The organism is Caulobacter sp. 1776, from assembly GCF_040545685.1.
GTDB lineage: Bacteria > Pseudomonadota > Alphaproteobacteria > Caulobacterales > Caulobacteraceae > Caulobacter.
Genome location: NZ_JBEPMI010000003.1, coordinates 283512 through 307084, shown reverse-complemented (window position 1 = coordinate 307084; position 23573 = coordinate 283512). Strand labels below are relative to the sequence as shown.

At 67.1% G+C, this 23573-nt stretch carries 18 protein-coding genes, 2 tRNA genes and 2 pseudogenes; 13 read left to right on the top strand and 9 right to left on the bottom strand.

The genetic code is table 11. The features are described from left to right. Positions 1-202 precede the first annotated feature (202 nt). Positions 203-1087, bottom strand: coding sequence for a crotonase/enoyl-CoA hydratase family protein (locus tag ABIC66_RS09970; RefSeq protein WP_354069849.1), 885 nt, complete (start codon positions 1085-1087; stop codon positions 203-205). A 202-nt stretch (positions 1088-1289) separates the two neighbouring features. Then, positions 1290-2624 carry a cytochrome P450 gene (locus tag ABIC66_RS09965; RefSeq protein ID WP_354069847.1) on the bottom strand — a complete coding sequence of 445 codons (1335 nt, stop codon included), beginning with the start codon at positions 2622-2624 and terminating at the stop codon, positions 1290-1292. Positions 2625-2805: 181 nt separating this feature from the next. On the opposite strand from ABIC66_RS09965, the gene ABIC66_RS09960 reads away from it, so the two are divergent. The 7 genes from ABIC66_RS09960 to ABIC66_RS09930 all read left to right on the top strand — a co-directional run bounded on the left by ABIC66_RS09960 (position 2806) and on the right by ABIC66_RS09930 (position 10213). Next, positions 2806-4473, top strand: coding sequence for a GMC family oxidoreductase (locus tag ABIC66_RS09960; RefSeq protein WP_354069846.1), 1668 nt, complete (start codon positions 2806-2808; stop codon positions 4471-4473). A gap of 132 nt (positions 4474-4605) precedes the next feature. Continuing rightward, positions 4606-6144 carry an acyl-CoA synthetase gene (locus ABIC66_RS09955; RefSeq protein ID WP_354069844.1) on the top strand — a complete coding sequence of 513 codons (1539 nt, stop codon included), beginning with the start codon at positions 4606-4608 and terminating at the stop codon, positions 6142-6144. 62 nt (positions 6145-6206) lie between these two features. Continuing rightward, positions 6207-7223, top strand: a complete 1017-nt coding sequence (locus ABIC66_RS09950) for a nucleotidyltransferase family protein (RefSeq protein ID WP_354069842.1) — start codon at positions 6207-6209, stop codon at positions 7221-7223. A gap of 31 nt (positions 7224-7254) precedes the next feature. Then, positions 7255-8601: an Nramp family divalent metal transporter gene (locus tag ABIC66_RS09945; protein WP_354069840.1), complete on the top strand. Its 1347-nt coding sequence runs from the start codon at positions 7255-7257 to the stop codon at positions 8599-8601. A gap of 185 nt (positions 8602-8786) precedes the next feature. Beyond that, positions 8787-9236 (top strand): MaoC family dehydratase, encoded by a 450-nt coding sequence (locus tag ABIC66_RS09940; RefSeq protein WP_354069839.1) that lies wholly within the window; start codon positions 8787-8789, stop codon positions 9234-9236. Between the two features lie 181 nt (positions 9237-9417). Beyond that, a complete protein-coding gene (locus ABIC66_RS09935) occupies positions 9418-9735 on the top strand; it encodes a DUF1272 domain-containing protein (RefSeq protein WP_354069837.1) in 318 nt (105 codons plus the stop codon). 4 nt (positions 9736-9739) lie between these two features. Beyond that, positions 9740-10213, top strand: coding sequence for an OsmC family protein (locus tag ABIC66_RS09930; protein WP_354069836.1), 474 nt, complete (start codon positions 9740-9742; stop codon positions 10211-10213). Here ABIC66_RS09930 and ABIC66_RS09925 read toward each other — a convergent pair. After that, positions 10195-11004 carry an MmyB family transcriptional regulator gene (locus tag ABIC66_RS09925; RefSeq protein ID WP_354069835.1) on the bottom strand — a complete coding sequence of 270 codons (810 nt, stop codon included), beginning with the start codon at positions 11002-11004 and terminating at the stop codon, positions 10195-10197. The genes ABIC66_RS09930 and ABIC66_RS09925 overlap by 19 nt on opposite strands. 121 nt (positions 11005-11125) lie before the next feature. Here ABIC66_RS09925 and ABIC66_RS09920 point away from each other — a divergent pair, with 121 nt between their 5' ends. Further along, positions 11126-12055, top strand: a complete 930-nt coding sequence (locus ABIC66_RS09920; protein WP_354069833.1) for an alpha/beta fold hydrolase — start codon at positions 11126-11128, stop codon at positions 12053-12055. A 182-nt stretch (positions 12056-12237) separates the two neighbouring features. Here ABIC66_RS09920 and ABIC66_RS09915 read toward each other — a convergent pair. Both ABIC66_RS09915 and ABIC66_RS09910 read right to left on the bottom strand, forming a co-directional pair. Continuing rightward, a pseudogene (locus tag ABIC66_RS09915) lies at positions 12238-12428 on the bottom strand (CsbD family protein); the annotation flags it as partial. A gap of 74 nt (positions 12429-12502) precedes the next feature. Then, positions 12503-13448, bottom strand: a pseudogene (locus ABIC66_RS09910) (trypsin-like serine peptidase). 35 nt (positions 13449-13483) lie between these two features. On the opposite strand from ABIC66_RS09910, the gene ABIC66_RS09905 reads away from it, so the two are divergent. The 3 genes from ABIC66_RS09905 (at position 13484) to ABIC66_RS09895 (ending at position 18136) form a co-directional block, all read left to right on the top strand. Further along, positions 13484-15685: a S9 family peptidase gene (locus ABIC66_RS09905; RefSeq protein ID WP_354069832.1), complete on the top strand. Its 2202-nt coding sequence runs from the start codon at positions 13484-13486 to the stop codon at positions 15683-15685. After that, positions 15682-16233 (top strand): GNAT family N-acetyltransferase, encoded by a 552-nt coding sequence (locus tag ABIC66_RS09900; RefSeq protein WP_354069830.1) that lies wholly within the window; start codon positions 15682-15684, stop codon positions 16231-16233. Before ABIC66_RS09905 ends, ABIC66_RS09900 begins: the two co-directional genes overlap by 4 nt. An 82-nt stretch (positions 16234-16315) precedes the next feature. Further along, the gene (locus tag ABIC66_RS09895; RefSeq protein WP_354069829.1) at positions 16316-18136 is read left to right on the top strand and encodes an ATP-binding protein; all 1821 of its coding nucleotides are present in this window, start codon (positions 16316-16318) and stop codon (positions 18134-18136) included. An 87-nt stretch (positions 18137-18223) separates the two neighbouring features. On the opposite strand, the gene ABIC66_RS09890 is transcribed toward ABIC66_RS09895, so the two are convergent. Further along, positions 18224-18652 carry a Ros/MucR family transcriptional regulator gene (locus tag ABIC66_RS09890; RefSeq protein WP_354069827.1) on the bottom strand — a complete coding sequence of 143 codons (429 nt, stop codon included), beginning with the start codon at positions 18650-18652 and terminating at the stop codon, positions 18224-18226. Positions 18653-19164: 512 nt separating this feature from the next. Continuing rightward, positions 19165-19238 (bottom strand) — tRNA-Gln (locus ABIC66_RS09885). Positions 19239-19403: 165 nt separating this feature from the next. Between ABIC66_RS09885 and ABIC66_RS09880 the strand changes: the two genes are divergently transcribed. After that, a tRNA-Pro gene (locus tag ABIC66_RS09880) sits at positions 19404-19480 on the top strand. A gap of 116 nt (positions 19481-19596) precedes the next feature. Here the strand turns inward: ABIC66_RS09880 and ABIC66_RS09875 are convergent. Then, positions 19597-20676 carry a hypothetical protein gene (locus ABIC66_RS09875; RefSeq protein ID WP_354069825.1) on the bottom strand — a complete coding sequence of 360 codons (1080 nt, stop codon included), beginning with the start codon at positions 20674-20676 and terminating at the stop codon, positions 19597-19599. 189 nt (positions 20677-20865) lie between these two features. On the opposite strand from ABIC66_RS09875, the gene sppA reads away from it, so the two are divergent. Next, entirely contained in the window at positions 20866-22653 is a 1788-nt protein-coding gene (gene sppA, locus ABIC66_RS09870; protein ID WP_354069823.1) for a signal peptide peptidase SppA, read from the top strand. A gap of 55 nt (positions 22654-22708) precedes the next feature. Here sppA and ABIC66_RS09865 read toward each other — a convergent pair whose 3' ends face one another. Further along, positions 22709-23488: a class I SAM-dependent methyltransferase gene (locus ABIC66_RS09865; protein ID WP_354069822.1), complete on the bottom strand. Its 780-nt coding sequence runs from the start codon at positions 23486-23488 to the stop codon at positions 22709-22711. Positions 23489-23573: the final 85 nt, after the last annotated feature.

Here is a 23573-nt window from a genome sequence, read left to right as displayed (position 1 = left end):
GGACAAGAACAGATCGTGCTTAACGGGTGATGAGTGAAGGGCGCGGCAAAGCGCCCGAGAGCGCCCCTCCGTCTCGCCGCGTATCCGCAGCGATCCACCTCCCCCGCAAGCGGGGGAGGACGAAGCTGCACCCTCCTCACCCGTAAAACGGGGGAGGTGGCGCGGCGCCGATAGGCGACGTGACGGAGGGGGCGCTATGGCGTTACCGAAACTCGGGCTCTTCCCACCCTGGCCAGATGTCCGGCAGGTCGCTCGAGACCCTGTTCGGATAAACCGGCGCGCGCTTTTCCAGGAATGAGGTCACGCCCTCCTTGGCGTCGCCGGACGCGCCGCGCGACTGGATGGCCCGGCTGTCGGCCTTATGGGCCTCCATCGGATGCGCCGCGCCGGCCATGCGCCACAGCAGCTGGCGGGTCAGGGCGATCGAGACCGGCGCGGTGTTGTCGGCGATCTCGCGGGCCAGGGCGCGGGCGGCGGGCAGCAGGTCGTCGGGCGCGTGCAGCGAGCGGACGAGGCCCTTGTCCAGCGCCTCCTGGGCCGGGAACACGCGGCCGGTATAGCACCACTCCAGCGCCGTCTGCAGGCCGACCAGCCGCGACAGGAACCAGGACGAGGCCGCCTCGGGATTGATGCCACGCCGGGCGAAGACGAAGCCGAACTTGGCCTCGGTCGAGGCCATCCGGATGTCCATCGGCAGCTGCATGGTGACGCCCACCCCGACCGCCGCGCCGTTGATCGCGCCGATGATCGGCTTGAGGCTGTCGTACATCCGCAGGGTCACGCGGCCGCCGCCGTCGCGATAGACGTCGCCGACCTTGCCCTCCTCGCGCTCCAGGGCCTGGGGGGAGGTGCGGTCGAAAGTGGCCCCGCCGGCGCCCAGGTCGGCTCCCGCGCAGAAAGCGCGCCCCGCGCCGGTGATGATCACCACCTTCACCGCGTCGTCGGCGTCGGTGAGGTCGAACACTTCGATCAGGTCCTTCATCATGCGGGCGGTGAAGGCGTTCATCCGCTCCGGACGGTTCAGGGTGATCGTCGCGATCCCGTCCTCGACGGCATAGAGCAGGGTCTCGAACGTGGGTTGCGACATGGGATGTGCTCCTGGCTTTCAGGCAATCAAACATGCGTATGAATTGAGGGCAACGGCTTAGCGCCCCCTCCGTCACGGCACGTATCCGCGCCGCGCCACCTCCCCGTTTCACGGGTGAGGAGAAAACCGCTTCATCCTTCCTCGCGCGCGGGGGAGATGGATCGCTGCGGATACGCAGCGAGACGGAGGGGGCGCTCGCGGGTCACCCTCTTCTCACCCCGAGCTTGCTGATCGCGTGGACGAAGTTGTTCGGCGCGATCTCGATGTTTCCGGTCCATTTCAGGTCCGGGAACCGCGCCAGGATCTGGCGGTAGGCCTCCTCCAGCTGGATCTGGGCCACGCGTTTGCCGATGCATGTGTGGGGGCCATAGCCGAAGGCGATGTGCTTGCCCGCATTGACCCGGGTGACGTCCAGCCGGTCCGGCTCGGGGAACATCTGCGGATCACGGTTGGCCGCGCCGTAGTACATCACGACCTTCTCGCCCTCGCGGATCAGCTGGCCGTCGACCTCGACGTCGCGAGTGGCCGTGCGGCGCATGTAGATCACCGGGCTGACCATGCGGATGAACTCGTCCACCGCGCCGGGCAGCAGCGACGGGTCATCGATCAGCCTCTGCTTCTGGTCCGGGAATTCGGTCAGCAGCTTCATCGCCCCAGACAGGGTGTTGCGGGTGGTGTCGTTGCCCGCGAACACGATCAGCAGCCACGAGCCGTCCAGATATTCGTCGGCCAGCAAAGCCCCGTCGACCTGGGCCCGAGCAATGGCCGTCATCAGGTCCTCCTTCGGATCCTCGCGGCGCCTCAGCAGCATCCGACGGCCGTAGTCGAACATCTCCTCGACGCCGGTGTTGAAGTCCTGGACGAACTGCATCAGCTCCAGGGTCGGGGCGATCGGAGCGGCGGCGTTCTGCACCGCCAGGTCCTGAGCGCGCTCCAGATAGTGCATCCAGGTGAGGAACTTTTCTCTATCCTGCGGCGGCACGCCCAGGATCTCGCACAGGGTGAACAGCGGCAGGATCGAGCTGAAGTGCTCGACCATGTCGATCTCGGCGCCGCCCTCCAGCAGCGGCTCCATCGCGTCCAGCAGCCGGGTCACCTCGGCCCTCACCCGCTCGGTCAGGCCGCGCAGATAGGAGGGGGTGAAATAGGGCATGTGCTCGCGGCGCAGCTGCAAATGATGCGGCGCGTCGAGATTGATCATGGTGTCCATCGACGCCCGGAACAGCAGGGCGTGGCGCTTCTCGGGCGAACCCATCGACATCAGGATGCCGCCGCGCTGGGACGAGAAGGTCTCCGGATCGCCGTTGACCCGTTGGACGTCGTCGTAGCGGGTCAACGCCCAGAAACCCGGCCCGCCGAACGGCTCGCCATGCCACATGACCGGGGCCTCTTTGCGCATCCGTGCAAAGTCGGCCCAGGGCTGCCCCCGGGTGAAGCGGAAGATGTCGGCGAGATCGACCTCGCCCAGTGTCGGATAGGTCGGCGGCGCGCCGGGCCCCGCGACGCCGTCCACGACCGTCTGGCTGATCAGGTCCATCGCCCCCTCGCTCTCGAACGTCGTTATGCGGCGCGACGATACTCCGGAAACCCGTCGAACCAACGGCGCCGCGACGGCAACTTGCGCGATCACGAAAGCTGGGCGCATGCTCTCAACTAAACACCGATCACGCGGGCCACACGCTGACGGGGTCCAGACGGGCGCGCAAAGGGAGAGAGCGATGACCGCGATCATCGAGGCCGACTACGTGATCGTGGGGGCCGGTTCGGCCGGCTGCGTGCTGGCCGCCCGGCTGTCGGAGGGCGGGCGCTTCAAGGTCGTGCTGCTGGAGGCCGGCGGCGACGACCGGCCGACCAAGAACCTCGGACAGTTCGCCTCGAACCTGATGATCCACATCCCGGTCGGCTACTCGTCGACCTTGAAGGATCCCAAGGTCAACTGGCTCTACACCACCGAGCCCGATCCCGGCACGGGCGGCCGCACCCACGTCTGGCCGCGCGGCAAGGTGCTGGGCGGCTCGTCCTCGATCAACGGCCTGCTCTACATCCGCGGCCAGCACGCCGATTACGACGGCTGGCGGCAGCTGGGCTGCGAAGGTTGGGGCTGGGACGACGTCGCGCCCTACTTCCGCCGCGCCGAGCACCAGGAACGCGGCGAGTGCGACTGGCACGCCACCGGCGGCCCGCTGAACGTCTCGGACGTCACCACCCGGCACCCCGTTTCGGACGCGGTGATCGAGGCCTGCGAACAGGCCGGCATCCCGCGCAACGACGACGTCAACGGCTCGGACCAGGAGGGCGCGACCTACTACCAGCTGACGGTCAAGAACGGCCAGCGCTGCTCGGCCGCCGTGGCCTATCTGCATCCGGCCATGACCAGGCCAAACCTCCAGGTCGAGACCAACGCCCTGGCCGGCAAGGTCCTGTTCGAGGGCAAGCGGGCGGTCGGCGTCGCGTTCACCCAGAACGGCGTCCAGCGCATCGCCAAGGCGCGCGGCGAGGTGATCCTGGCCGGCGGGGCGATCAACTCGCCCCAGCTGTTGCAGCTGTCGGGCGTGGGTCCCGGCGAACTGCTGCGCCGCCACGGGATCGACGTCGTCGCCGACCTGCCTGGGGTCGGGGAGAACCTGCAAGACCACTATGTGATGAGCGTGCGCTATCGGCTGAAGCCCGGCGTCGTCTCGGTCAACGAACAGTCGAAAGGCGGCCGTCTGGCCGGCGAGGCGCTGCGCTACCTGTTCCAGCGCAAGGGGCTCCTGACCCTCTCGGCGGCGCACATCGCGGCTTTCTGTAAATCCCGTCCGGATCTGGCAGGACCCGACATCCAGTTCCACATCCTGCCCGCCACCATGGACCTGGATAAGCTGGTCAACGAGCAGAAGATGGAGCTGGAGGCCGCGCCCGGCCTGACCATCGCGCCCTGCCAGCTGCGCCCCGAAAGTCGCGGCCACATCCGCATCAAGTCGGCCGATCCCAGCGCCTACCCCACGATCTTCGCCAACTACCTGGCCGATCCGCTGGATCAGGAGGTGGCGGTGGCCGGCCTGAAGTGGGGCCGCAGGATCGGCCAGGCCCCAGCGCTCGCGCCCTATGTCGAGAGCGAGCTCAATCCGGGCGGCGCGTTCGCCACCGACGAGCAGTTGCTGGCCTATGCGCGGCTGTCCGGCTCGACGATCTACCACCCGGTCGGAACCTGCCAGATGGGCCAGGGCCCGATGGCGGTGGTCGACGCCCAGCTACGCGTGCGGGGGGTCGAGGGCCTGCGGGTCGTCGACGCCTCGGTCATGCCCCGCCTGGTCTCGGGCAACACCAACGCGCCCACGATCATGATCGCCGAGAAGGCCAGCGACATGATCCGCGCGGCGGCGAAGCAGACGGTGGCGGCCTAGACTGAAAACCCGTGTCAACCCGGCCAAGCGCGAAGCGCGCCGAGCCGGGACCACCACGAACGCCGAGTTTTCCGCGGTCCCGGGTCTCCGCTCCGCTACGCCCGGGATGACAGCTTTAGCTGAGATATCGCGATGCACCCCCACCTTCACGCCCAGACGCAACCGGACAAACCCGCCTACGTCATGGCCGGCTCGGGCGAGGTGGTGACCTACGCCCAGCTGGACGCGCGGTCGAACCAGGGCGCGCATCTGTTCCGGTCGCTGGGCCTGCGGCCCGGCGACGTCGTCGCCATCCTGATGGAGAACAACGCCCGCCTGTTCGAGATCACCTGGGCGGCGCAGCGGGCCGGCCTCTACTACGTCTGCATCTCGACCAAGCTGACCGCCGGCGAGGTCGAGTACATCCTGAGGGACTGCGGGGCGAAGGTGTTCGTCACCTCCACCGCCATGGGCCCGCTGATCGACGAGGTCGCTCGGCTGGTCCCCGACCTGACCCGGTTCGCCGTCGGCGGTCCCCAGGGCGCCTATGCCGACTTCGAAGAGACCCGCGCGTCGGAGCCGACCACGCCGATCGCCGACCAGACCGCCGGCTCGGACATGCTCTATTCGTCCGGCACCACCGGCCGGCCCAAGGGCGTCAAGCCGGCCCTCAGCGGCGGGCCGATCGACGCGCCCCACGCCCTGCAGGCGATGGCCCAGGGGCTGTTCGGCTTCTCGGCCGACAGCGTCTACCTCTCGCCCGCCCCGCTCTATCACGCCGCGCCGCTGCGCTGGTGCATGACCGTCCACAAGCTGGGCGGCACGGTGGTGGTGATGGAGAAGTTCGATCCGGAGGCCGCCCTGGCCCTGATCGAGAAACATCGCATCACCTGCGGCCAGTTCGTCCCGACCCACTTCGTGCGGATGCTGAAGCTGCCTGAGGCGGCGCGCGCCCAGTACGATCTGTCTTCGATGACGTCGGCCGTCCACGCCGCCGCGCCCTGCCCCGTTCCGGTCAAGGAGCAGATGATCGCCTGGTGGGGTCCGGTGATCTACGAGTACTACGCCGGCACCGAGGGCAACGGCTTCTGCTGGATCAATTCCGCCAACTGGCTGGCCCGCAAGGGCAGCGTCGGCCAGGCGGTGCTGGGCGAGCTGCGGATCTGCGACGACGCTGGCGACCCCGTGCCGCCCCGCACCGAGGGCGCCGTCTATTTCGCCAACGGCCCGGCGGTGAACTATCACAACGCGCCGGAGAAGACGGCCGAGAGCTACAACAAGCACGGCTGGACGACGCTGGGCGACGTCGGCTGGGCGGACGAGGACGGCTATCTCTACCTGACCGACCGCAAGAGCTTCATGATCATCTCGGGCGGGGTGAACATCTATCCGCAAGAGATCGAGAACCTGCTGATCACCCACCCCAAGGTCGCCGACGCCGCCGTCGTGGGCGCGCCGTGCGAGGAGATGGGCGAGCAGGTCGTGGCGGTGATCCAGCCGATGGACCCGGCCGAGGACCAGACCGCCCTCGCCGCCGAGCTGCTGGCCTTCGCCCGCGCCAATCTCAGCCACGTGAAGTCGCCGCGCCGGATCGACTTCATGGCCGAACTGCCCCGGCACCCGACCGGCAAGCTCTACAAGCGGCTGATCCGCGACGCCTATTGGGGCAAGAGCGAGAGCCGGATCATCTGAACGTCGGACGCCCGCGCGGAAAAGTTATACGCAGATTTCGGATTTGCGTATAACTTGCCGATATGATCCAGCGCCTGCCATTTTCGGCGAGCAACAGCTACGCGGAATTGATCGAACGCCTGCGCCTCGCGCGTTTCGGCGAATTTCCGGCCGGATCGAGTTTCGTCTCCAAAACCGTGAAGGGTCGCCTCTATTGGTACGTCCAATTGCCAACCGGCGGAGACTACAGCCGCAAGCAAATCTATATAGGACCTGACAGCGACGACCTCCGCGAACGGATGGAAAGTCACGGAGAGTATCGCGCCGATGTAGAAGACCGGCGCCGACTGGTAGCGGCGATCATTGCCTCCGGCGTTCCGAAGCCTGATCGGATAACGGGCGAGATCGTCGCCCTACTGGCGCAGGCGGGGGCCTTCCGACTAAGAGCCCTCATTGTCGGTACGATCGCCTACCAAACCTACGCGGCGCACTTGGCCGCCCGCCTGGCGATTTCCAGCATGGCGACACAAGACCTAGATATCGCGCAGGATTTTGGCGTTTCTTCCAAAATTGACGATGAATTGGAACGACCTGTCCTGGAGATTTTACGCGACCTTGATCCACGCTTCGCGCCCATTAGCTATGTGTTCGATGCCGCGAAGGCTACCAGCTACTCGCTGGGCGAACGCTATCGGGTCGACGTGCTGACGACCAATCGAGGTGCGCCACGTGATGCGCCATCTTTCCTAAATGCGCTTGGTAGCGACGCAGTCCCTCTGACTTTCATGGACTTTCTTCTACGCGATCCGATCGAAACCGCCCTGCTACACGGCGCCGGCGTTTTGGTGAATGTCCCCTCCCCCGCGCGCTATGCCGTGCACAAGCTGATCGTCAGCCGCGACCGCAAGGTCAATCCGGAGAAGGGCCTCAAGGACCGGCTACAGGCCGCGCAACTGATCGAGATCCTCGCGGAGGACGACCCCTTCGCCCTGCGCGACGCCTATGCCGAAGCCCGCGAACGTGGCGAGGCGTGGCGTGAATTGCTCGACCAGGCGGTCAGCCTACTGCCCCACACCGCCCGCGCGGCCCTGGAGGGCTGACAGCGGCGAGGCCCACCTCTAACTAGGCCATATGCTCGCCGCCCTGCTCGACCGTCTCCCCCGGTTCTCGCTTCCCAAGACCGCCACCGCGCCGTTCTGTCCGGCGGAGGTGCGCGGCGCCGTCGCCGTCCCGGACGGCCTATCGACCTGGAAGCGGATGCTGCGCGTCGCCGGCCCCGGTCTGCTGGTCAGCGTCGGCTACATGGACCCCGGCAACTGGGCGACCGACATCGAGGCCGGATCGCGGTACGGGACGTCCTTGCTGTTCGTCGTCGTGCTGTCGAGCCTGGCGGCCATCGTGCTGCAGACCCTGGCCATGCGGCTGGGCCTGGTCACCGGCAAGGACCTGGCGCGGATGTCGCGTGAGCGGTTCGGGCCGCGCGCGGTCAAGATCCAATGGCTGCTGGCCGAGCTGGCCATCATCGCCTGTGACATCGCCGAGGTGCTGGGCAGCGCCCTGGCCTTCAAGCTGCTGCTGGGCATACCGCTGTGGGCGGGGGTGCTGCTGACCGCGCTGGACACGGTCATCGTGCTGGGCCTGAAGGGCAAAGGCTTCCGGCAGCTGGAAGCGATCATCCTGGGCCTGATCCTGACGGTCGGGGTGTGTTTCCTGGTTCAGCTGATCCTGGCCCCGCCGAACGCCGCCGACGTGGCGCGCGGGCTGGTCCCGTCGCTGGACGCGCTGAAGCAGGGCAACGCCCTCTATCTGGCGATCGGCATCCTGGGCGCGACGATCATGCCGCATAACCTCTATCTGCACTCGTCGATCGTGCAGACGCGGGTGACCCCCGCCGACGAGCCGGGCAAGCGGGCGGCCATCCGGCTGTCGACCATCGACACCGTCGTCTCGCTGTTCCTGGCGCTGTTCATCAACGCCGCCATCCTGGTGCTGGCGGCCTCGGCTTTCCATGGAACCGGACTGCGGGAGGTCGCGGGCATCGAGGAGGCGCACCAACTGCTGGCGCCGGTCACCGGCGGGGTGCTGGCCGGGGCGCTGTTCGCCGTCGCCCTGTTCGCCTCGGGCCAGAGCTCGACCTTCACCGGCACGATCGCCGGCCAGGTGATCCTGGAGGGCTTCCTCGATTTGAAGATCCCATGCTGGCAGCGGCGGCTGATCACCCGCGGCCTGGCCATCGTCCCGGCCCTGATCGGGGTGATGACGATGGGCGAAGGCTCGGTCGGCAGACTGCTGGTCCTGACCCAGGTGGTGCTTTCCGCCCAGCTGCCGTTCGCCATCTGGCCGCTGCTGCGCTTCACCGACGATAAGGGGTTGATGGGCGCCTTCGCCAACGGTTGGCCCACCCGGATCGTGGCCTGGTTTCTGTTCGTGGTGATCTCGGCGGCCAACGTCTGGCTGGTGGTTTCGACCTTCAACTAGAGCTGTCATCCCGGACAAGCGCGCGGCGCGCCGATCCGGGACCACCGGAAGCTCCGAGCCTGGCGCGGTCCCGGCTCTCCGCTTCGCTGCGGCCGGGATGACAGGCTTCATAGCTTGCCCTCCACCCATCGTCATGCCACGTATCCAAACAACTGTTTGCCAAAGTTGAGTGGGGAGAAAACGCCATGAAGGAAGTCGCCTACGCCGACGTCGCCAGCCTGGTCGGTCAGGAGATCGGGGTGTCCGACTGGGTCGAGGTCACCCAGGAGCGCGTCAACCTGTTCGCCGAGGCCACCGGCGACCACCAGTGGATCCACGTCGACGTCGAGCGCGCCACCAAGGAGATCGGCGGCCCGATCGCCCACGGCTTTCTGACCCTGTCGCTGATTCCGATGCTGGGCGCCGGCATCCTGCGGATCACGGGCGTCACACGCGGCATCAACTACGGCTGCGACAAGGTCCGCTTCACCGGCATGGTCCGGGTCGGCAAGCGCGTGCGCATGCGCCAGAAGCTGGTCTCCGTCGAGCCCAAGTCCGGCGGCCTGCAGATGAAGAACGAGTGCACCATCGAGATCGAGGGCGAGGAACGCCCCGCCTGCGTGGCCGAGACGATCTCGGTGATCTACGGGGAGTAGCTCCCCTTCCCCTCCTGTCATCCCGGACGGCCGAAGGCCGATCCGGGACCGCCGAAAGCGCCGAGCCTGGGGCGGTCCCGGCTCTCCGCTTCGCTGCGGCCGGGATGACACGGAGTTGGAATGGCGGAAAACGAGGCTTCTCCGTCATTTCGCCAGCCCCCCGCCCGCGCTAAGCGACGCCATGCTCCAGCTGCGCCCGAACTGCGAACTCTGCGATCTCGACCTGCCGCCGGACGCCCTGAACGCCCGGATCTGCAGCTACGAGTGCACCTATTGCGCCGATTGCGCCGAGACGGCGCTGCAGAACGTTTGCCCGACCTGCGGCGGCGGTTTCGCGCCCCGCCCGATCCGACCGAGGCAGGCTTACCGCCATCCGCACATTTCACTCGGCCTGGGCTTCAATCCGGCCAGCGACGTCCGCAAATACAGCCGCTGGAGCCGGGACGAGATCGCCGCCATGACCGCGCGGCTGAGGGACACGGCGCCAGAGGAGCGTTGAGCGTATGGCCAAGCAGCACGACTACACCTGCCTGATCGAATGGACCGGCGACCGGGGCGAAGGCACGAAGACCTATCGCGGCTACGACCGCACCTGGAACATCGCCACGCCCGGCAAGCCGGTCGTCAACTGCTCCAACGATCCGCTGCTGGGCGGCGACCCGACGCTGCACAATCCGGAAGACCTGCTGCTGTCTTCGCTGAGCGCCTGTCACATGCTTTGGTACCTGCACCTGGCCTCCAGCGCCGGGATCGTGGTGCGCGGCTACCAGGACCAGCCGATCGGCGTGGGCGAGAGCACGCCCGACGGGGCCGGCCGCTTCCTGAGCGCGACCCTGAAGCCGCACATCAAGGTGCAGCGCGGCGCCGACCTGGCCAAGGCCGACGCGGTGCATCACCAGATCCACAAGGTCTGCTTCATCGCCCGGTCGGTGAACTTCCCGGTCGACTACGCGGCGACCTACGAAGAGATCGACTGAGCCCCGAGCGCCCTGGCCGTCGCCGCGTCGACCGGCAAGAAGGTCTCGATCGCCAGTTCCGACACCATGACGTCCAGCGGCGAGCCGAAGGTCATGGTGGCGGACAGGAACGACAGTTCGCCGTCCGGTGTGTTCAGGCGCAGCGGCGCGGCGATCAGGCCCTCGCCGGCGCGGGGGTGGGCCTCGCCGCCGGGATAGGCCGACAGCTCCTTGATCAGGTCGGCCAGCTCGGCGTCGCCGCTGTCGGCCAGCTGGCGGCGCAGGCGCGAGAGGATGTGGCCGCGCCATTCGGCCAGGTTGGCGATGCGCGGGGCCACGCCCTCGGGATGCAGGCTGACCCGCAGCACGTTGACCGGCCCGTCCAGCAGTTTCGGCGACACGCCCGCCAGCAAGGGCGCGAGCGCGGCGTTGCTGGACAGCATGATCCAGCGCCGGTCGATAGCCAGGGCCGGGAACGGCATGTGGGCGTGCAGCACCGCCTCGACCGCCGCGCGGACCGTCGCCAGACTCGGGTCATCGAACGCGCGATCGGGGAAGACCGGCGCATAGCCGGCGGCCAGCATCAAGGCGTTGCGTTCGCGCAAGGGAACCTCCAGGCATTCGGCCAGGCGCAGGACCATGTCGCGGCTGGGCGTGGCGCGGCCGGTCTCGAGGAACGACAGATGGCGGGTCGAGATCTCGGCGTCGAGCGCCAGGTCCAGCTGGCTTAGTCGGCGCTTCCGACGCCAGTCGCGCAGGCGTTCGCCGATGGTCGGGACCTTGGCGGGTGCGGGGGTGGTCGCGATGTTCATGAGCGGAAGCTAGGGCCAGCCGCGCGCCTTCGCCATTACCTGCCGCGTAATCGACGGTCGGCGCGATCGGTCAAATCCTGACCTGGCTCGAACGACGAGCGACACCTCGCCGGAGACCGCCATGACCGCCGCCACCACTCCCCTGCCCCGCCGCCACGCGATCACCGTGCTGACCGGCATCGGGGCCATCGTCGCCAGCCTGCCGGCGACCGCCGCGCCGAAGCCCGCCGCTGCCAAGCGCCCGGCCTCGATCGTCGCCCGCGACGGAACCCGGCTCTATCACCGCGACTGGGGCGAAGGCCGTCCGGTGGTGTTCCTGGCCGGCTGGGGCTTGCCGTCCGAATGCTGGGCCTATCAGGCCGCAGCGCTCTCGGAAGAAGGCCTGCGCTGCGTGTCCTACGACCGGCGCGGTCACGGCCGCTCGGACGCGCCGGGGAACGGCTACGACTACGACACCCTGGCCGATGACCTGGCGGCGGTGCTGGAGCAGCTCGATCTGCGCGACGTGGTGCTGGTCGGCCACTCGATGGCCGGCGGCGAGATCGTCCGCTATTTCAGCCGCCATGGCGGGGCTCGGGTGAGCAAGGTGCTGTTCCTGGCCCCGATGAGCCCCTGCCCGGCCCGCAAGGCGGACAACCCGACCGGTCTCCCCGCCGAGATGTTCGAGCAGTTCCGCACCCATGTGCTGCTGCGCGACTATCCGCGGTGGCTGGAGGAGAACGCCCGCCCGTTCGTGACGCCGCAGACCTCGCCCGAGATGATGGACTGGATCCGAGGGCTGATGCTGGGGACGACAGCCAAGGCCCTGGTTGAATGTAATCGCGCCTCCACCACCGCCGACCTGCGGTCCGAGATTCCCGGCGTGAAGGTGCCGGTGCTGATCATCCACGGCGACAAGGACGTTTCGGCCCCGTTGGAGACCAGCGGCAAGCGCTACGCGGCGCTCGCGCCGAACGCCAAGCTGATCGTCTACGAGGGCGCCCCGCACGGTCTGATGTTCACCCACATCGAGCGGTTGAACGGGGACATTCTCGCGTTCGCTCGGACCTAATCTACCGCCCCAACAGCGTGCCATCCCGGTCGCAGCGCAGCGGAGAACCGGGACCCAGGGGCCACTTCGCCGCGCTTGGCCCTTGGGTCCCGATAGGCTCTGCGAGGCTTCCGGGATGACACCATAGGAGCAAAACAAAACGGCCGCCGGATCGCTCCGGCGGCCGCTTCGTTCAGTCGTGGCTGGGCGTTCAGTGCTTGATCGCGTCGCCGATCTTGTCCTGGACCTTGCCGACCTTGTTCTGGATGTCGCCCTTGGCCTTCTGGGCGGCGCCCTCGGCTTCCAGGCGTTCGTTGTCGGTGGCCTTGCCGGCCGCTTCCTTGATGGCGCCGGCGCCCTTGTCGATAGCGCCTTCGACACGATTGGTGCTCATGGCTCGCTCCTGCTGTCTGCTGTTGTGCGTTGCAGAAGAAACGGGCCGCGAGCGGGCTTGTTCCGTTGAAAAACCTAGTGAGACGCGCCCATCGCCATGGCCGACACCGCCACGGCCGGGGTCGCGCCCGGCATCGCCGGCTCGGGCTTGGAGGCCTTGGCCTGGGTGATGGCCGAGCCGGGAACCCTGTCCAGAATGGCCAGGGTCTCGCGGATGAACTTGGCGTGGGTGACGATGCCGATTTCCAGGCGCTCGCCCGACAGTTCGACCTGCTGGGTCAAGAGGCCGGCCACGAACTGGACCTCCTGGCTCTCGCTGGCGCCCGGCCGGCGACGCGCGCCCTCGGCCATGAACACCGGGCCGCCGGAATTGCCGGGGAACACCGAGAAGTCCATCAGGAAGGTCGGGAAGTTGGTCGCCGGGGCCAGCGGATACGAAGCCACGCGGCCCGAGCGCAGGATCGGGAAGCCGGCCGGGTTGGCGGCCAGACCGCGCGGGAAGCCCAGCGCCATCATCTCGTCGCCGGGGCCAAGGTTGAACTTGTTGAAGGTGTCGTCCTGGGCCAGGTAGTTGATCGGGATGGCGGCCTTGACGAACTCCTCGGGGGCCTCGACCACCAGGGCCGCGACGTCGCGGGTCGGATGCTTGACCCACAGCGGATGGTCGCCGTCGCGGATCTTCAGCGTCTCGGGATCGTAGCGCCAGACGCCGCCCTCGCCTTGGATGCGGTAACCGATCTTCGCCGACATCGAGGGCATCTTCTCGAAGACGTGGGCGGCGGTGATCAGGATGGTCCGCGGCTTGCCGTCCGGGGTCGGATCGGAAATCAGAAAGCCGGTGCCGACGGTCCGAGACCCGTCGCCCAGTGGCTGCTCAAGCTGGACCGTCGCCTTGATCAGGTCGACGGATAGATCCAACGGCATGACGCCCCCTTGTTACGCTCAGCTACTGCTAGTCGCCCGACTATTGAGAGAGTTTGACCACAGGAATCTCGCGCCGCAAGTTGTCGTTCTGCCGCAGTCGCGCGTTAGAGCCTGTTGGGGAAAATTCTGGCCATGAACCGGCGACAGATGATGACGCGCGCGGCCGCCACGCTTACGTCATCCCCCGCAGTCCTCCCTGGAATAGCTTTCGGAACCGCCATGTCCTCAGACGCCGCTCGCCCCAGTCACACGGCAAGCCCCCCGGTCGCGCGAAAGGTCCCCAAGACCATCGAGCAACTGGGTCGCACCCGCGTCGACGACTATGCCTGGATGAAGGACGACAACTGGCAGAAGGTCCTGCGCGATCCCAGCCTGATCAAGGCCGACGTCAAAGAGCACCTGACCGCCGAGAACGCCTACACCAAGGCGATGCTGGCCTCGACCGAAGCGCTGCAGGCGCGGATGTTCGAGGAGATGAAGGGTCGCATCAAGGAGGACGACGCCTCGGTCCCCGCCAAGGACGGTCCGTTCGAATATTACACCCGCTTCGAGAAGGGCGCGCAGCATCCGATTCACGCCCGCAAGCCCCACGATGGCGGCGTCGAGGAGATTTTGCTGAACGAGGAGGCCGAGTCGAAGGCCAAGGCTTTCTACCAGGTCGGCGCGGCCAGCCACTCGCCCGACCACAAGCTCTACGCCTGGGCCGTCGACGAGCAGGGCTCGGAGGTCTACCGCGTCCACGTGAAGGACCTGGCGACCGGCGCGGTGCTGGAGAGCGCGGTCGAGAGCACCACCGGCGACTTCTGCTTCTCGCCCGACAGCCAATGGCTCTATTGGACTTTCCGGGACGACAACGGCCGCCCGGCCAAGATCTATCGCCGCCCGGCGCGCGGAACGGCCCAGGACGACGTGCTGATCTATGACGAGCCTGACGAAGGCTTCTTCATCGGCGTCGGCGTCACCGCCTCGGAGAAGTTCATCGTCATCTCCTGCGGCAACCAGGAGACCAGCGAGGCCCTGCTGATCCCGGCCGCTGCGCCGACGGCCACGCCCGTGGTCTTCCATCCGCGCGAGGTCGGCCTGCGCTATGAGGTCGAGCACTGGAACGACCATTTCGTGGTCCGCACCAACGCCGACGGCGCGGTCGACTGGAAGCTGGTCACCACGCCCGAGACCGCGACCGGCAAGGCTCACTGGAAGGACTGGATCGCCCACCAGCCGGGCCGGCTGATCTCCGGGACCATGGCCTTCAAGCGCTGGTTCGTGCGGCTGGAAAAGGTCGACGCCCTGAACCAGGTGGTCGTCACCTCTACCGGCGGCGACGAGCACACGATCGGCTTCGACGAGGCCGCCTACGCCCTGAGCCTCGAGGGCGGCTACGAGTACGATACCGACACGGTCCGCTTCGTCTACAATTCGATGACCACGCCCCGGCAGTGGTTCGACTACGACATGGGTTCGCGCCAGCGGACGCTGCGCAAGACCCAGGAGATCCCCTCTGGCCACGATCCGGCCCAGTACGAGACCCGCCGCCTGAACGCCAAGGCTTCGGACGGGACCGACGTGCCGATCTTCATCCTGATGAAGAAGGGAACCAAGCTGGACGGCTCGGCCCCGCTGCTGCTGTACGGCTACGGCAGCTACGGCATCGCCATGGAGCCCAGCTTCTCGATCCGGAACCTCTCCCTGGTCGACCGCGGCTGGATCTGGGCCACGGCCTGCCCGCGCGGCGGCTCGGAAAAGGGCTGGGGCTGGTTCCTGGACGGCAAGAAGTTCAAGAAGAAGAACACCTTCACCGACTTCATCGCCTGCGCCGAGCACCTGCACGGCGCCGGCTACGGCAAGCCTTCGAACACGGTGGCCTATGGCGGCTCGGCCGGCGGCCTCCTGATGGGCGCGATCACCAACATGCGGCCGGATCTGTTCGCCGGCATCATCGCCGCCGTGCCGTTCGTCGACGTGGTCAACACCATGAGCGACACCTCCCTGCCGCTGACCCCGCCCGAATGGCCCGAATGGGGCAATCCACTGGAGGACAAGGAAGCCTACGACTACATCGCCAGCTACTCGCCGTACGACAACGTCGCGGCCAAGCCCTATCCGGCCGTGCTGGCCACGGGCGGCCTGTCGGATCCCCGCGTCACCTACTGGGAGCCCGAGAAGTGGGTCGCCAAGCTGCGGCCCGCCTCGACCAGCGGCAAGCCTGTCCTTTTGAAGATCAATATGGACGCCGGCCACGGCGGCGCGTCCGGACGCTTTGACTTCCTCAAGGAGATCGCCTTGGACTACGCCTTCGCGGTGTGGGCGGTGGAACAGGGCTGGGCGAAAGCGTGAGTTTGCTGATCAGGGCGTCGACCGACGCCGACGTGCCGGCCATCACCGGCATCTATGCCTGGAACGTGCTGAACGGCCTGGGCACCTTCGAGGAGATCCCGCCGGACGAGGCCGAGATGGCTCGCCGCCGCGCCGCCTTCCTGGATCGCGGCCTGCCCTATCTGGTGGCCGAGCTGGACGGCGAGGTGGTCGGCTATTGCTACGCCGGTCCGTTCCGCCTGCGCGCGGCCTATCGCTACACGGTCGAGGACAGCGTCTATGTCTCGCCCAAGGCGGTCGGCGCCGGCGTCGGCAAGGCCCTGCTGACCGCCCTGATCGAGGCCTGCGAGGCCTTGGGCCTGCGGCAAATGTGCGCGGTGATCGGCGACAGCGGCAACGCCGCCTCGATCGGCCTGCACGCGTCGTTGGGCTTTGAAAAGAAAGGCGTCTTTCCGGATATGGGCCACAAGTTCGGCCGCTGGGTCGACCTCGTTTGGATGCAGCGTTCGCTGAACGGCGGTGGCCAAACCCCGCCAGACGCCCCCGGACTGTCGCTGAGCGGCGTCTGAATTGTAAAATATTGTCCTTTCGAAACAAGGCTTAACCAACCCGCCTTTAGACTACTTGGCTCAGGAAGTTCGGGGACAGGTCTTGGCGGTTTCGAAGACTGACGAACGACAGCGGACCAAGGTCGCGCTGACGCAGGCCTACGTGCCGATCGCCCGCGGCTACCTGATCGCGGCCGCGATTTACTATGTCCTGATCAGTCTATCGCATCCGTTCTACGAGACGCGCCTGGCGCTGGTGGTGCTGGAAGGCTTGGCGGCGGTCTCGGCGCTCTATGCGTTCTGGAGCTGGATCGCCGTCCGGCGCGGGCGGATCATGGGCCGGCCGCTGGAGGTCGTGGTCCTGGGCATGAACGCCCTCTTCCTGGCCAATGTCATCGCCTACCAGACCCTGCATTTCGAGCCGCAAAAGCTGGTCTATTTCGTCCTGATGGCCCTGGTCTTCGCGATCTCGTCGCCGAGCCGGCGGGTGTCGCTGATCAGCGTCGCCGCCGCGATGGCCGGCTTGGCCGCGATGGTGGGCCGGGCGTCGGCGGACATGATCGAGCAATACCTGTTCGTCGGCCTGGCCGGCGCCTTCGCGGCGATCGGCATGTCGGCCCTGATGCGCGGCGTCGTCGGCCGCGAGGTCCGCGCGCGCCTGGCCAGCGAGGCCTTGAACGCCGACCTCGCCCGCGAACTGGCCGAGAACCGCCGCCTGAAGACCGAGGCCCAGGACCTGGCTCTGGCCGCCGAGACCGCCAACCGCGCCAAGACCGAGTTCCTGGCCACCATGAGCCACGAGATCCGCACGCCGCTGAACGGCGTGCTGGGCATGGCCCAGATCATGGGCGCCGGCGCGCTGGAGCCTGATCAGCGCCGACGGCTTGAGACGATCAGCGCTTCCGGCCAGTCGCTGCTCAGCGTCATCAACGCCATTCTCGACATCTCCAAGATCGAGGCGGGCAAGATGGACATCGTCGCCGCCCCGTTCGACCTGACCGCCCAGCTCGACGCCCTGCGCCAGCTCTATGGCGGCCTGGCGCGCGACAAGGACCTGGAGTTCAGCCTGGAGATCGCGCCCGAGGCGGCCGGCTGGCGCCTGGGCGACGCCGAGCGCCTGCGCCAGGTGCTGTCGAACCTGATCTCCAACGCCGTGAAGTTCACCGAGGCCGGATCGGTCCGGGTCATCGTCGAGGGCGACGGCGCCAGGCTGTCGGCGCGGGTCATCGACACTGGCGTCGGCATCCCCGAGGCCCAGCGCGATCGCCTTTTCACCAAGTTCGCCCAGCTGGACAGCTCCAGCACCCGCCGGGCGGGCGGCTCGGGCCTGGGGCTGGCCATCTGCAAGACCCTGGTCGAGCTGATGGGCGGCGAGATCGCCTTTCTGGCCCCACTGGAAGGCGGAGCCTGCTTCTCGATCAGCGTGCCTATGGCCCAGGTCGCCGCCGCGCCGACCCCGGCCGCGCTGGACATCCCGCCGGCCGAGCTCGACGACGGGGCCGCGCCCAAGATCCTGGTGGTCGACGACAACCAGACCAACCGGGCGGTGCTGCTGACCCTGCTGAGCCATCTCGGTGTCGACGGCCATTTCGCGGTCGACGGCCGCGACGCCGTGGCCATGTGGGAGAAGGACCGCTGGGACGCCATCCTGATGGACGTGCACATGCCGGTCATGGACGGCGTCCAGGCCAGCCAGGCGATCCGCGAGGGCGAGCGCCGGACGGGCCGCCCCCGCACTCCGATCATCGCCGTCACCGCCAGCGTCCTGACCCACGAGCGGACGCTCTACGCCGAGGCCGGCATGGACGCCCTGGTGCCCAAGCCGGTCGAGATTCCGCGGCTGGTCGAGGCCCTGGCCAAGGTGCTGGCGCTGGACATCGAAGACGGGGACTCGGATCAGACGAGCGCGCGCGGCGCGGCCTGAGTCTTCAGGCCAAGAAATCTTGGGGCCAATAAAAAAGGGGACGCCCGCCGCGTCCCCTTTTCCAGTTCTAGAAGGCTTGAAAGCCGATCAGCCCTTGCGGCCGCGCGGCGCCTTGCCCTTGCGACCGCCTTGGCCCAGGCCCAGGGCCTTGGCCATTTGCGACCGAGCCTCGCTATAGGCCGGCGCGGTGGTCGGATAGTCGTTCGGCAGACCCCATTTGGCCTTGTACTCGGCCACGGTCATGCCGTGCGTGGTCAGGTGGCGCTTCAGCGTCTTGTACGGCTTGCCGTCCTCGAAGCTGATCAGGGCCTCTGGCGTAATGCTCTTGCGGATTTGAGCCGGTGTGGCCTTGCTGACGGCCTCGACGGTCGGCGCGGGCGGCGCGCCAATACCAGCCAGAGCGTCGTGCGTAGCGCGGATCAGCGCCGGAAGTTCCGAAACAGGCGTAACGTTATTGGCCACATAGTTGGCCACGATTTCAGCGGTAAGCTCGATCAGGCTAGCTTTGTCTTCCACGATCTCAACTCCATTCCCCTATTACCCGCAAATACACCCTCGCTTCAGAAACACAAGTAGTTCAAGGCCATATTTTCATCCGGATTCGTGAATTCTCGTAACAATCGACTATCGATGAGCTCGTTCAACGAGGCGAATTTTCGTCAACTATACCGCTGACAACGCCGTTATAAGAAGCGAAACAGCACGTTAAACCCATGCGTGCGCCGCTCTGTCTCGCAACTGCGAACTCAACTTAAATGACCTCAGACGTCGCGCGGGCCAATACGCCATCTGATGCGCGATCAACCCATTCGGCGGCGCCGATTGCCCTTGCTGTCGCGTATCGCGCGTTTCTCGACATGATCGTTGCGCAAACTGGACTTGGCCGACCGGCTCGAGTGACGCAGGGGGAGGTCGTCGCTCCGCGAGCACGGGACAGACGTCACGGTGACGATCGGCGACTAGCGCCGACGGCAGTCAAGTAGAGGCCTAGGCCTCTGCTTGCGCAGCGGAAAACTGATGGGAGGAAGTGGCTGGGGAACTAGGACTCGAACCTAGAATGACGGTACCAAAAACCGCAGTGTTACCATTACACCATTCCCCAGCAGGAACGGCGAGACCCGTCAGGGCCCGGCGAGGCGGTGGAGATAGCGCACGAGTCGGACGGATGCAACGGGACTTTTCAGAAGTTTTTTCCGGCTGTCACACGAACCTCGAAAAAGGCGCTTGCGCCCTCCGGAACGCCCACCTATAAGGCCGGCCTCCAAGTCGGAGTGTGGCTCAGTCTGGTAGAGCACTGCGTTCGGGACGCAGGGGTCGCAGGTTCGAATCCTGCCACTCCGACCATTTTCCCCCGCTAGCCAGAAGCGGGAAAACTCTAGAGAATACAGCGCATTGACGCCGAGCGGCGGCGCGCGGGCGCTGGCCGGACCCGGTCGACGCCGAATCCGGCCCAACGCCCGTCAGCCTGCGTATTCGTAGACGGCCCTGCCATAGACCCCGACAAGATCGACCGCGAAGGTCGCGCCGTCCGCGAGATCGACGAGGAAGACGTCGTTGACCTTGGCGTACATTCCGACGTCGGCCTTGACCGCCTCGGCCAGCAGCCAGCCGACCATCGCGGCCTTGGTCCCGATCCCGTTCGCGCCGTCGCCGCCATAGCTGGCGAAGTAATCCGCACGCGTATCGATCAGGGCGTGAATCTTGGCGTCCGTCGGCGTTCCGCCGAAGATCGTCTTGTAGGCCTCTCGCGTGGCGTCGAAGAGGTCCAGCGATCCGTACTTGGCCGCGAAGGTCGCCTTGCCCTCGCCCAGCTTACCCAGGTTCACCGCGAAGTTGATGTAGCGGTTTTCCAGATTGAAGCTCTGGTAGTAGGCGCTGTTGAGATTGTTCGGGTTCGCCCCCTTGGGATCGACCAGGTAGTCGATGCCCGCCAGGCCCGGGATCTTACCCGTAAAGAACTGGTAGCTGAGCGTGGCGACCGAGGTCGTGGCGCCGGCCATCTTGATGATCTGGTCGACACCCTGCGGCGCGCTCACGACATGGGCGTCGGTCTGCGCCTTGAGCGACAGCAGGGTGGCGTCGCCCGGCGTCCGCAGGATGTTGGCCCAGGCGACCGACACCGTCGTGCTGGGCGGCGAGCCGGTGTCCTTGCCGTCGTCTCCGAAATCCTCGGCGAAGGTCCACCCCACCGTTCCCGGCGTGCCGGCCGGCACGTAGCGCCAGGAAATGGAAACGTAGTAGTAGCCCGCCTTGTCGACCGTCTTGTTGTACTGGCTGGAAATGCCGGTGTCGTACAGGTAACCCTCGGAGTCGTAGATCGAGATGCTGGTCGAATAATCGCCCTTCGCGCCCAACCAATAGCTGGCGTCGGTGCGCATATAGATGCGGTAGACCACGGCCCCGGTCATGCCCGCTTCGCCCTGGACGTCATTCTCGTAGAAATCGTACACGCTGGGCGCGAAGACCTTGTCGTGCGCGATCTTCAACAGGGGCTGGATCTTGGCCGCGTCCTGCGCGGTCCAATAGGGGTTCCTCGGCATCGGTGACCTTTGTGGAAGTGAACGTCGCCGGTCCGCTCGTGCTGGCGCTCTCGGCCAAGGAGACCTATCAACAGACCTACAACCTCCGCAACAGTATGAGCCCCGTTCCGGGGCCTCTTTGTTTCGAGGTGTTCATTTGACCGCGCCGCAGCGTCCGGTAGCTTGGCCCGACCTCTCACAGGATTTCCGATGAAGCAGTTCTTCCTGACCGTCGCCGGCGTCTTCGTCGGCCTTCTGTTGTTCGTGGTCGGAGTGCCTTTCCTGCTCATCGCGATGGCCGCCGGGGCCGCGCGGCCCGCGCCCGTTCCCACCCACACCGTGCTGCAGCTGGACCTGCGCGGCGGCCTCTCCGACCAAGCCCCCAAGAGCCCGTTCGCCGCTTTCAGCGGGGGCGGCGGCGACTCAGTGATGTCGATCATCGAGACGCTGCGTCGCGCCGAGACGGACGACAAGGTCGAGGCTATCCTGGTGCGCCTGCCCGAGGGCGGCGTCGCCCCGGCCGCGGCCGACGAGCTGCGCCTGGCCTTCAAGCACTTCCGCGAGGTCGGCAAGAAGCCGATCTACGCCCACAGCCAGGGCCTCTATCCCTCGGGCATGATCACCTCGACCTACATGCTGGGCGCGGCGACCAGCGAGTTCTGGATGCAGCCCGACAGCAGTTTCCAGGCCGTCGGCGTCTCGTCGGAGTCGATGTTCTTCAAGCGCTTCTTCGACAAGTACGGCGTCAAGGCCGAGTACGAGCAGCGCTACGAGTATAAGAATGCGGTGAATCCGTACCTCTATAGCGACTACACCCCGGCCCACCGGGAATCGACGCTGTCGTGGATGGGCTCGGTCTATCGCACCGCCCTGACCAGCGCCGCCGTCGATCGCCGCAAGGATCCGGCCGCCCTGACCAGGACGCTGGAGGACGGCCCCTACAGCGCCCAGGAGGCGCAAGCCAAGGGCCTGATCGACAAGGTCGGCCAGGTCAGCGACATCCAGGCCTTCGCCCTCGACAAGGCGGGCAAGGGCGCCAAGCTGGTCGACTTCGACGACTACGCCGCCCGCTCCAAGCCGCCGACGGTCAAGACCGGCCCGGCCATCGCCGTGATCGGGGCCGAGGGCGCGATCGTCACCGGCGCGGGCGGCGGCGGCGGCCCGTTCGGCGGCGACAGCAACGTCTATTCCGACGACGTGGCCCAGGCGTTCCGCAACGCGACCGAGGACAAGGACGTCAAGGCGATCGTCTTCCGCGTCTCCTCGCCGGGCGGCTCGGACACCGCCTCGGAGCAGATCCTGGCGTCCATGAAGGCGGCCAAGGCGGCCGGCAAGCCCGTCGTGGTCAGCATGGGGACCTACGCGGCCTCGGGCGGCTACTGGATCTCCAGCCAGGCCAATTCGATCGTCGCCGAGCCCTCGACCCTGACCGGCTCGATCGGCGTCTATGGCGGCAAGTTCGCCCTGGGCGACGCCCTGGCCCGCTTCGGCGTCGACACCAAGGATCTGCACGTCGGCGGCGCCTATTCGGAAGCCTTCGGGTCGGCCGAAGGCTTCACGCCGGACCAGCGCGCCAAGTTCGCCGGCTGGATGGACCGCATCTACGCCGGCTTCATCAGCCGCGTCGCCGAGGGCCGCAAGCTGCCGCCCGAGCGCGTGCGCGAGATCGCCAAGGGCCGCGTCTGGACCGGCGAGCAGGCCAAGCAGCTGGGTCTGGTCGACGAGCTGGGCGGCTTCTACCAGGCCGTCGACAAGGCCAAGGCCCTGGCCAAGCTGGACGGCGACGTGCGCCTGAAGCGCATGGACGGCGGCAAGTCGCCGTTCGAGGCCTTCGAGCGCTTCCTGGGCGTCAGCGAGACCTCCGCCAAGACCCTGGCGGCCGCCGCCTGGGTGCTGGGCGATCCGCGCTCGCAGGCGATCCTGGACGAGATGGCCCACGCCCGCTTGCGCGCGGCGCCGGGCGGCGCTTCGGTGCTGGCCGACACGCCGGTGCATTAAACAGCGAGAAGGCCGTCCGGGGACGTTCCGGGCGGCCTTCTCCGTGCGATTTGGCTCAGGGCTTCGCGACGACGATCCAGACGGCCGCCATCAGCGCGACGCGGGACGGATCGCCTCGGGCGAGCAACGCGCGGCGCAGGCGGGTCTCGGCCTCGCGCCGCAGGTCCGGGTTTTCACGGACGATCCTTCCCAAGGCTCCCACCTTCAGCAGCACCGCGACCATGGCGTCGAGATCGCCGCTCGACACGGCCTCGTCGTGCGCCCGGATGGTGATGTCGCCAAAGCCCGCCGCCTCCAGGAGGCGCCGCAGATGGTCCGGGTCGGCGAAGCTGAAGGGCCCCTCGTCGACCATCGCCGTCAGCCCCGCGGCGGCGACGGGCAGGGCGTCCAGTTCGTTCTCGGCCAACGACCGCCAGCAGCAGAACGCCAGGACGCCCGACGGCTTCAGCATGCGACGGAAGTTGGCGAACGCCATCGCGGGATCCGCGAAGGCCATGACGCCGAACCGGGAAAAGATCGCGTCGACGCCGCTCGTCGACAGAGTCAGCGCCTGGGCGTCCGCCTCGACCAGTTCGACTTGGCCGAGGGCGGCCGTGCGACGTCTCGCGACCTCCAGCAGGCGTGGCGCGATGTCGACGCCGACGACCCGTCCCTCCGGCCCGACCCGCTCGGCGAGTTGCAGCAGGGTCTGGCCGGCCCCGCAGCCTATGTCGATCACCAGGCTGCCACGCGCGGGCGCGAGCGCATCGATGGCGGCGAGCCCCAGCGGCGAGAGCTGACGGTCGATCAGCTCGAACATCTCCGCCCATGCCGCGGCGGCCAAGGTCCCAGACACGCCCATTTCCCCCAACCCGGACGGCTTGACCGCCCGTCCCGTGACCTCCCGCCCCCAAAAGAAAACGGCGGGCCCCTTTCGGAGC

Coding starts and splice junctions, on each gene's coding strand:
- ABIC66_RS09965 (WP_354069847.1), bottom strand. CDS start 2,624: ATGGACCTGATCAGCCAGACGGTCGTGGACGGCGTCGCGGGGCCCGGC.
- ABIC66_RS09960 (WP_354069846.1), top strand. CDS start 2,806: ATGACCGCGATCATCGAGGCCGACTACGTGATCGTGGGGGCCGGTTCG.
- ABIC66_RS09920 (WP_354069833.1), top strand. CDS start 11,126: ATGACCGCCGCCACCACTCCCCTGCCCCGCCGCCACGCGATCACCGTG.
- ABIC66_RS09945 (WP_354069840.1), top strand. CDS start 7,255: ATGCTCGCCGCCCTGCTCGACCGTCTCCCCCGGTTCTCGCTTCCCAAG.
- ABIC66_RS09955 (WP_354069844.1), top strand. CDS start 4,606: ATGCACCCCCACCTTCACGCCCAGACGCAACCGGACAAACCCGCCTAC.
- ABIC66_RS09925 (WP_354069835.1), bottom strand. CDS start 11,004: ATGAACATCGCGACCACCCCCGCACCCGCCAAGGTCCCGACCATCGGC.
- ABIC66_RS09875 (WP_354069825.1), bottom strand. CDS start 20,676: ATGCCGAGGAACCCCTATTGGACCGCGCAGGACGCGGCCAAGATCCAG.
- ABIC66_RS09940 (WP_354069839.1), top strand. CDS start 8,787: ATGAAGGAAGTCGCCTACGCCGACGTCGCCAGCCTGGTCGGTCAGGAG.
- sppA (WP_354069823.1), top strand. CDS start 20,866: ATGAAGCAGTTCTTCCTGACCGTCGCCGGCGTCTTCGTCGGCCTTCTG.
- ABIC66_RS09905 (WP_354069832.1), top strand. CDS start 13,484: ATGAACCGGCGACAGATGATGACGCGCGCGGCCGCCACGCTTACGTCA.
- ABIC66_RS09935 (WP_354069837.1), top strand. CDS start 9,418: ATGCTCCAGCTGCGCCCGAACTGCGAACTCTGCGATCTCGACCTGCCG.
- ABIC66_RS09930 (WP_354069836.1), top strand. CDS start 9,740: ATGGCCAAGCAGCACGACTACACCTGCCTGATCGAATGGACCGGCGAC.
- ABIC66_RS09950 (WP_354069842.1), top strand. CDS start 6,207: ATGATCCAGCGCCTGCCATTTTCGGCGAGCAACAGCTACGCGGAATTG.
- ABIC66_RS09970 (WP_354069849.1), bottom strand. CDS start 1,087: ATGTCGCAACCCACGTTCGAGACCCTGCTCTATGCCGTCGAGGACGGG.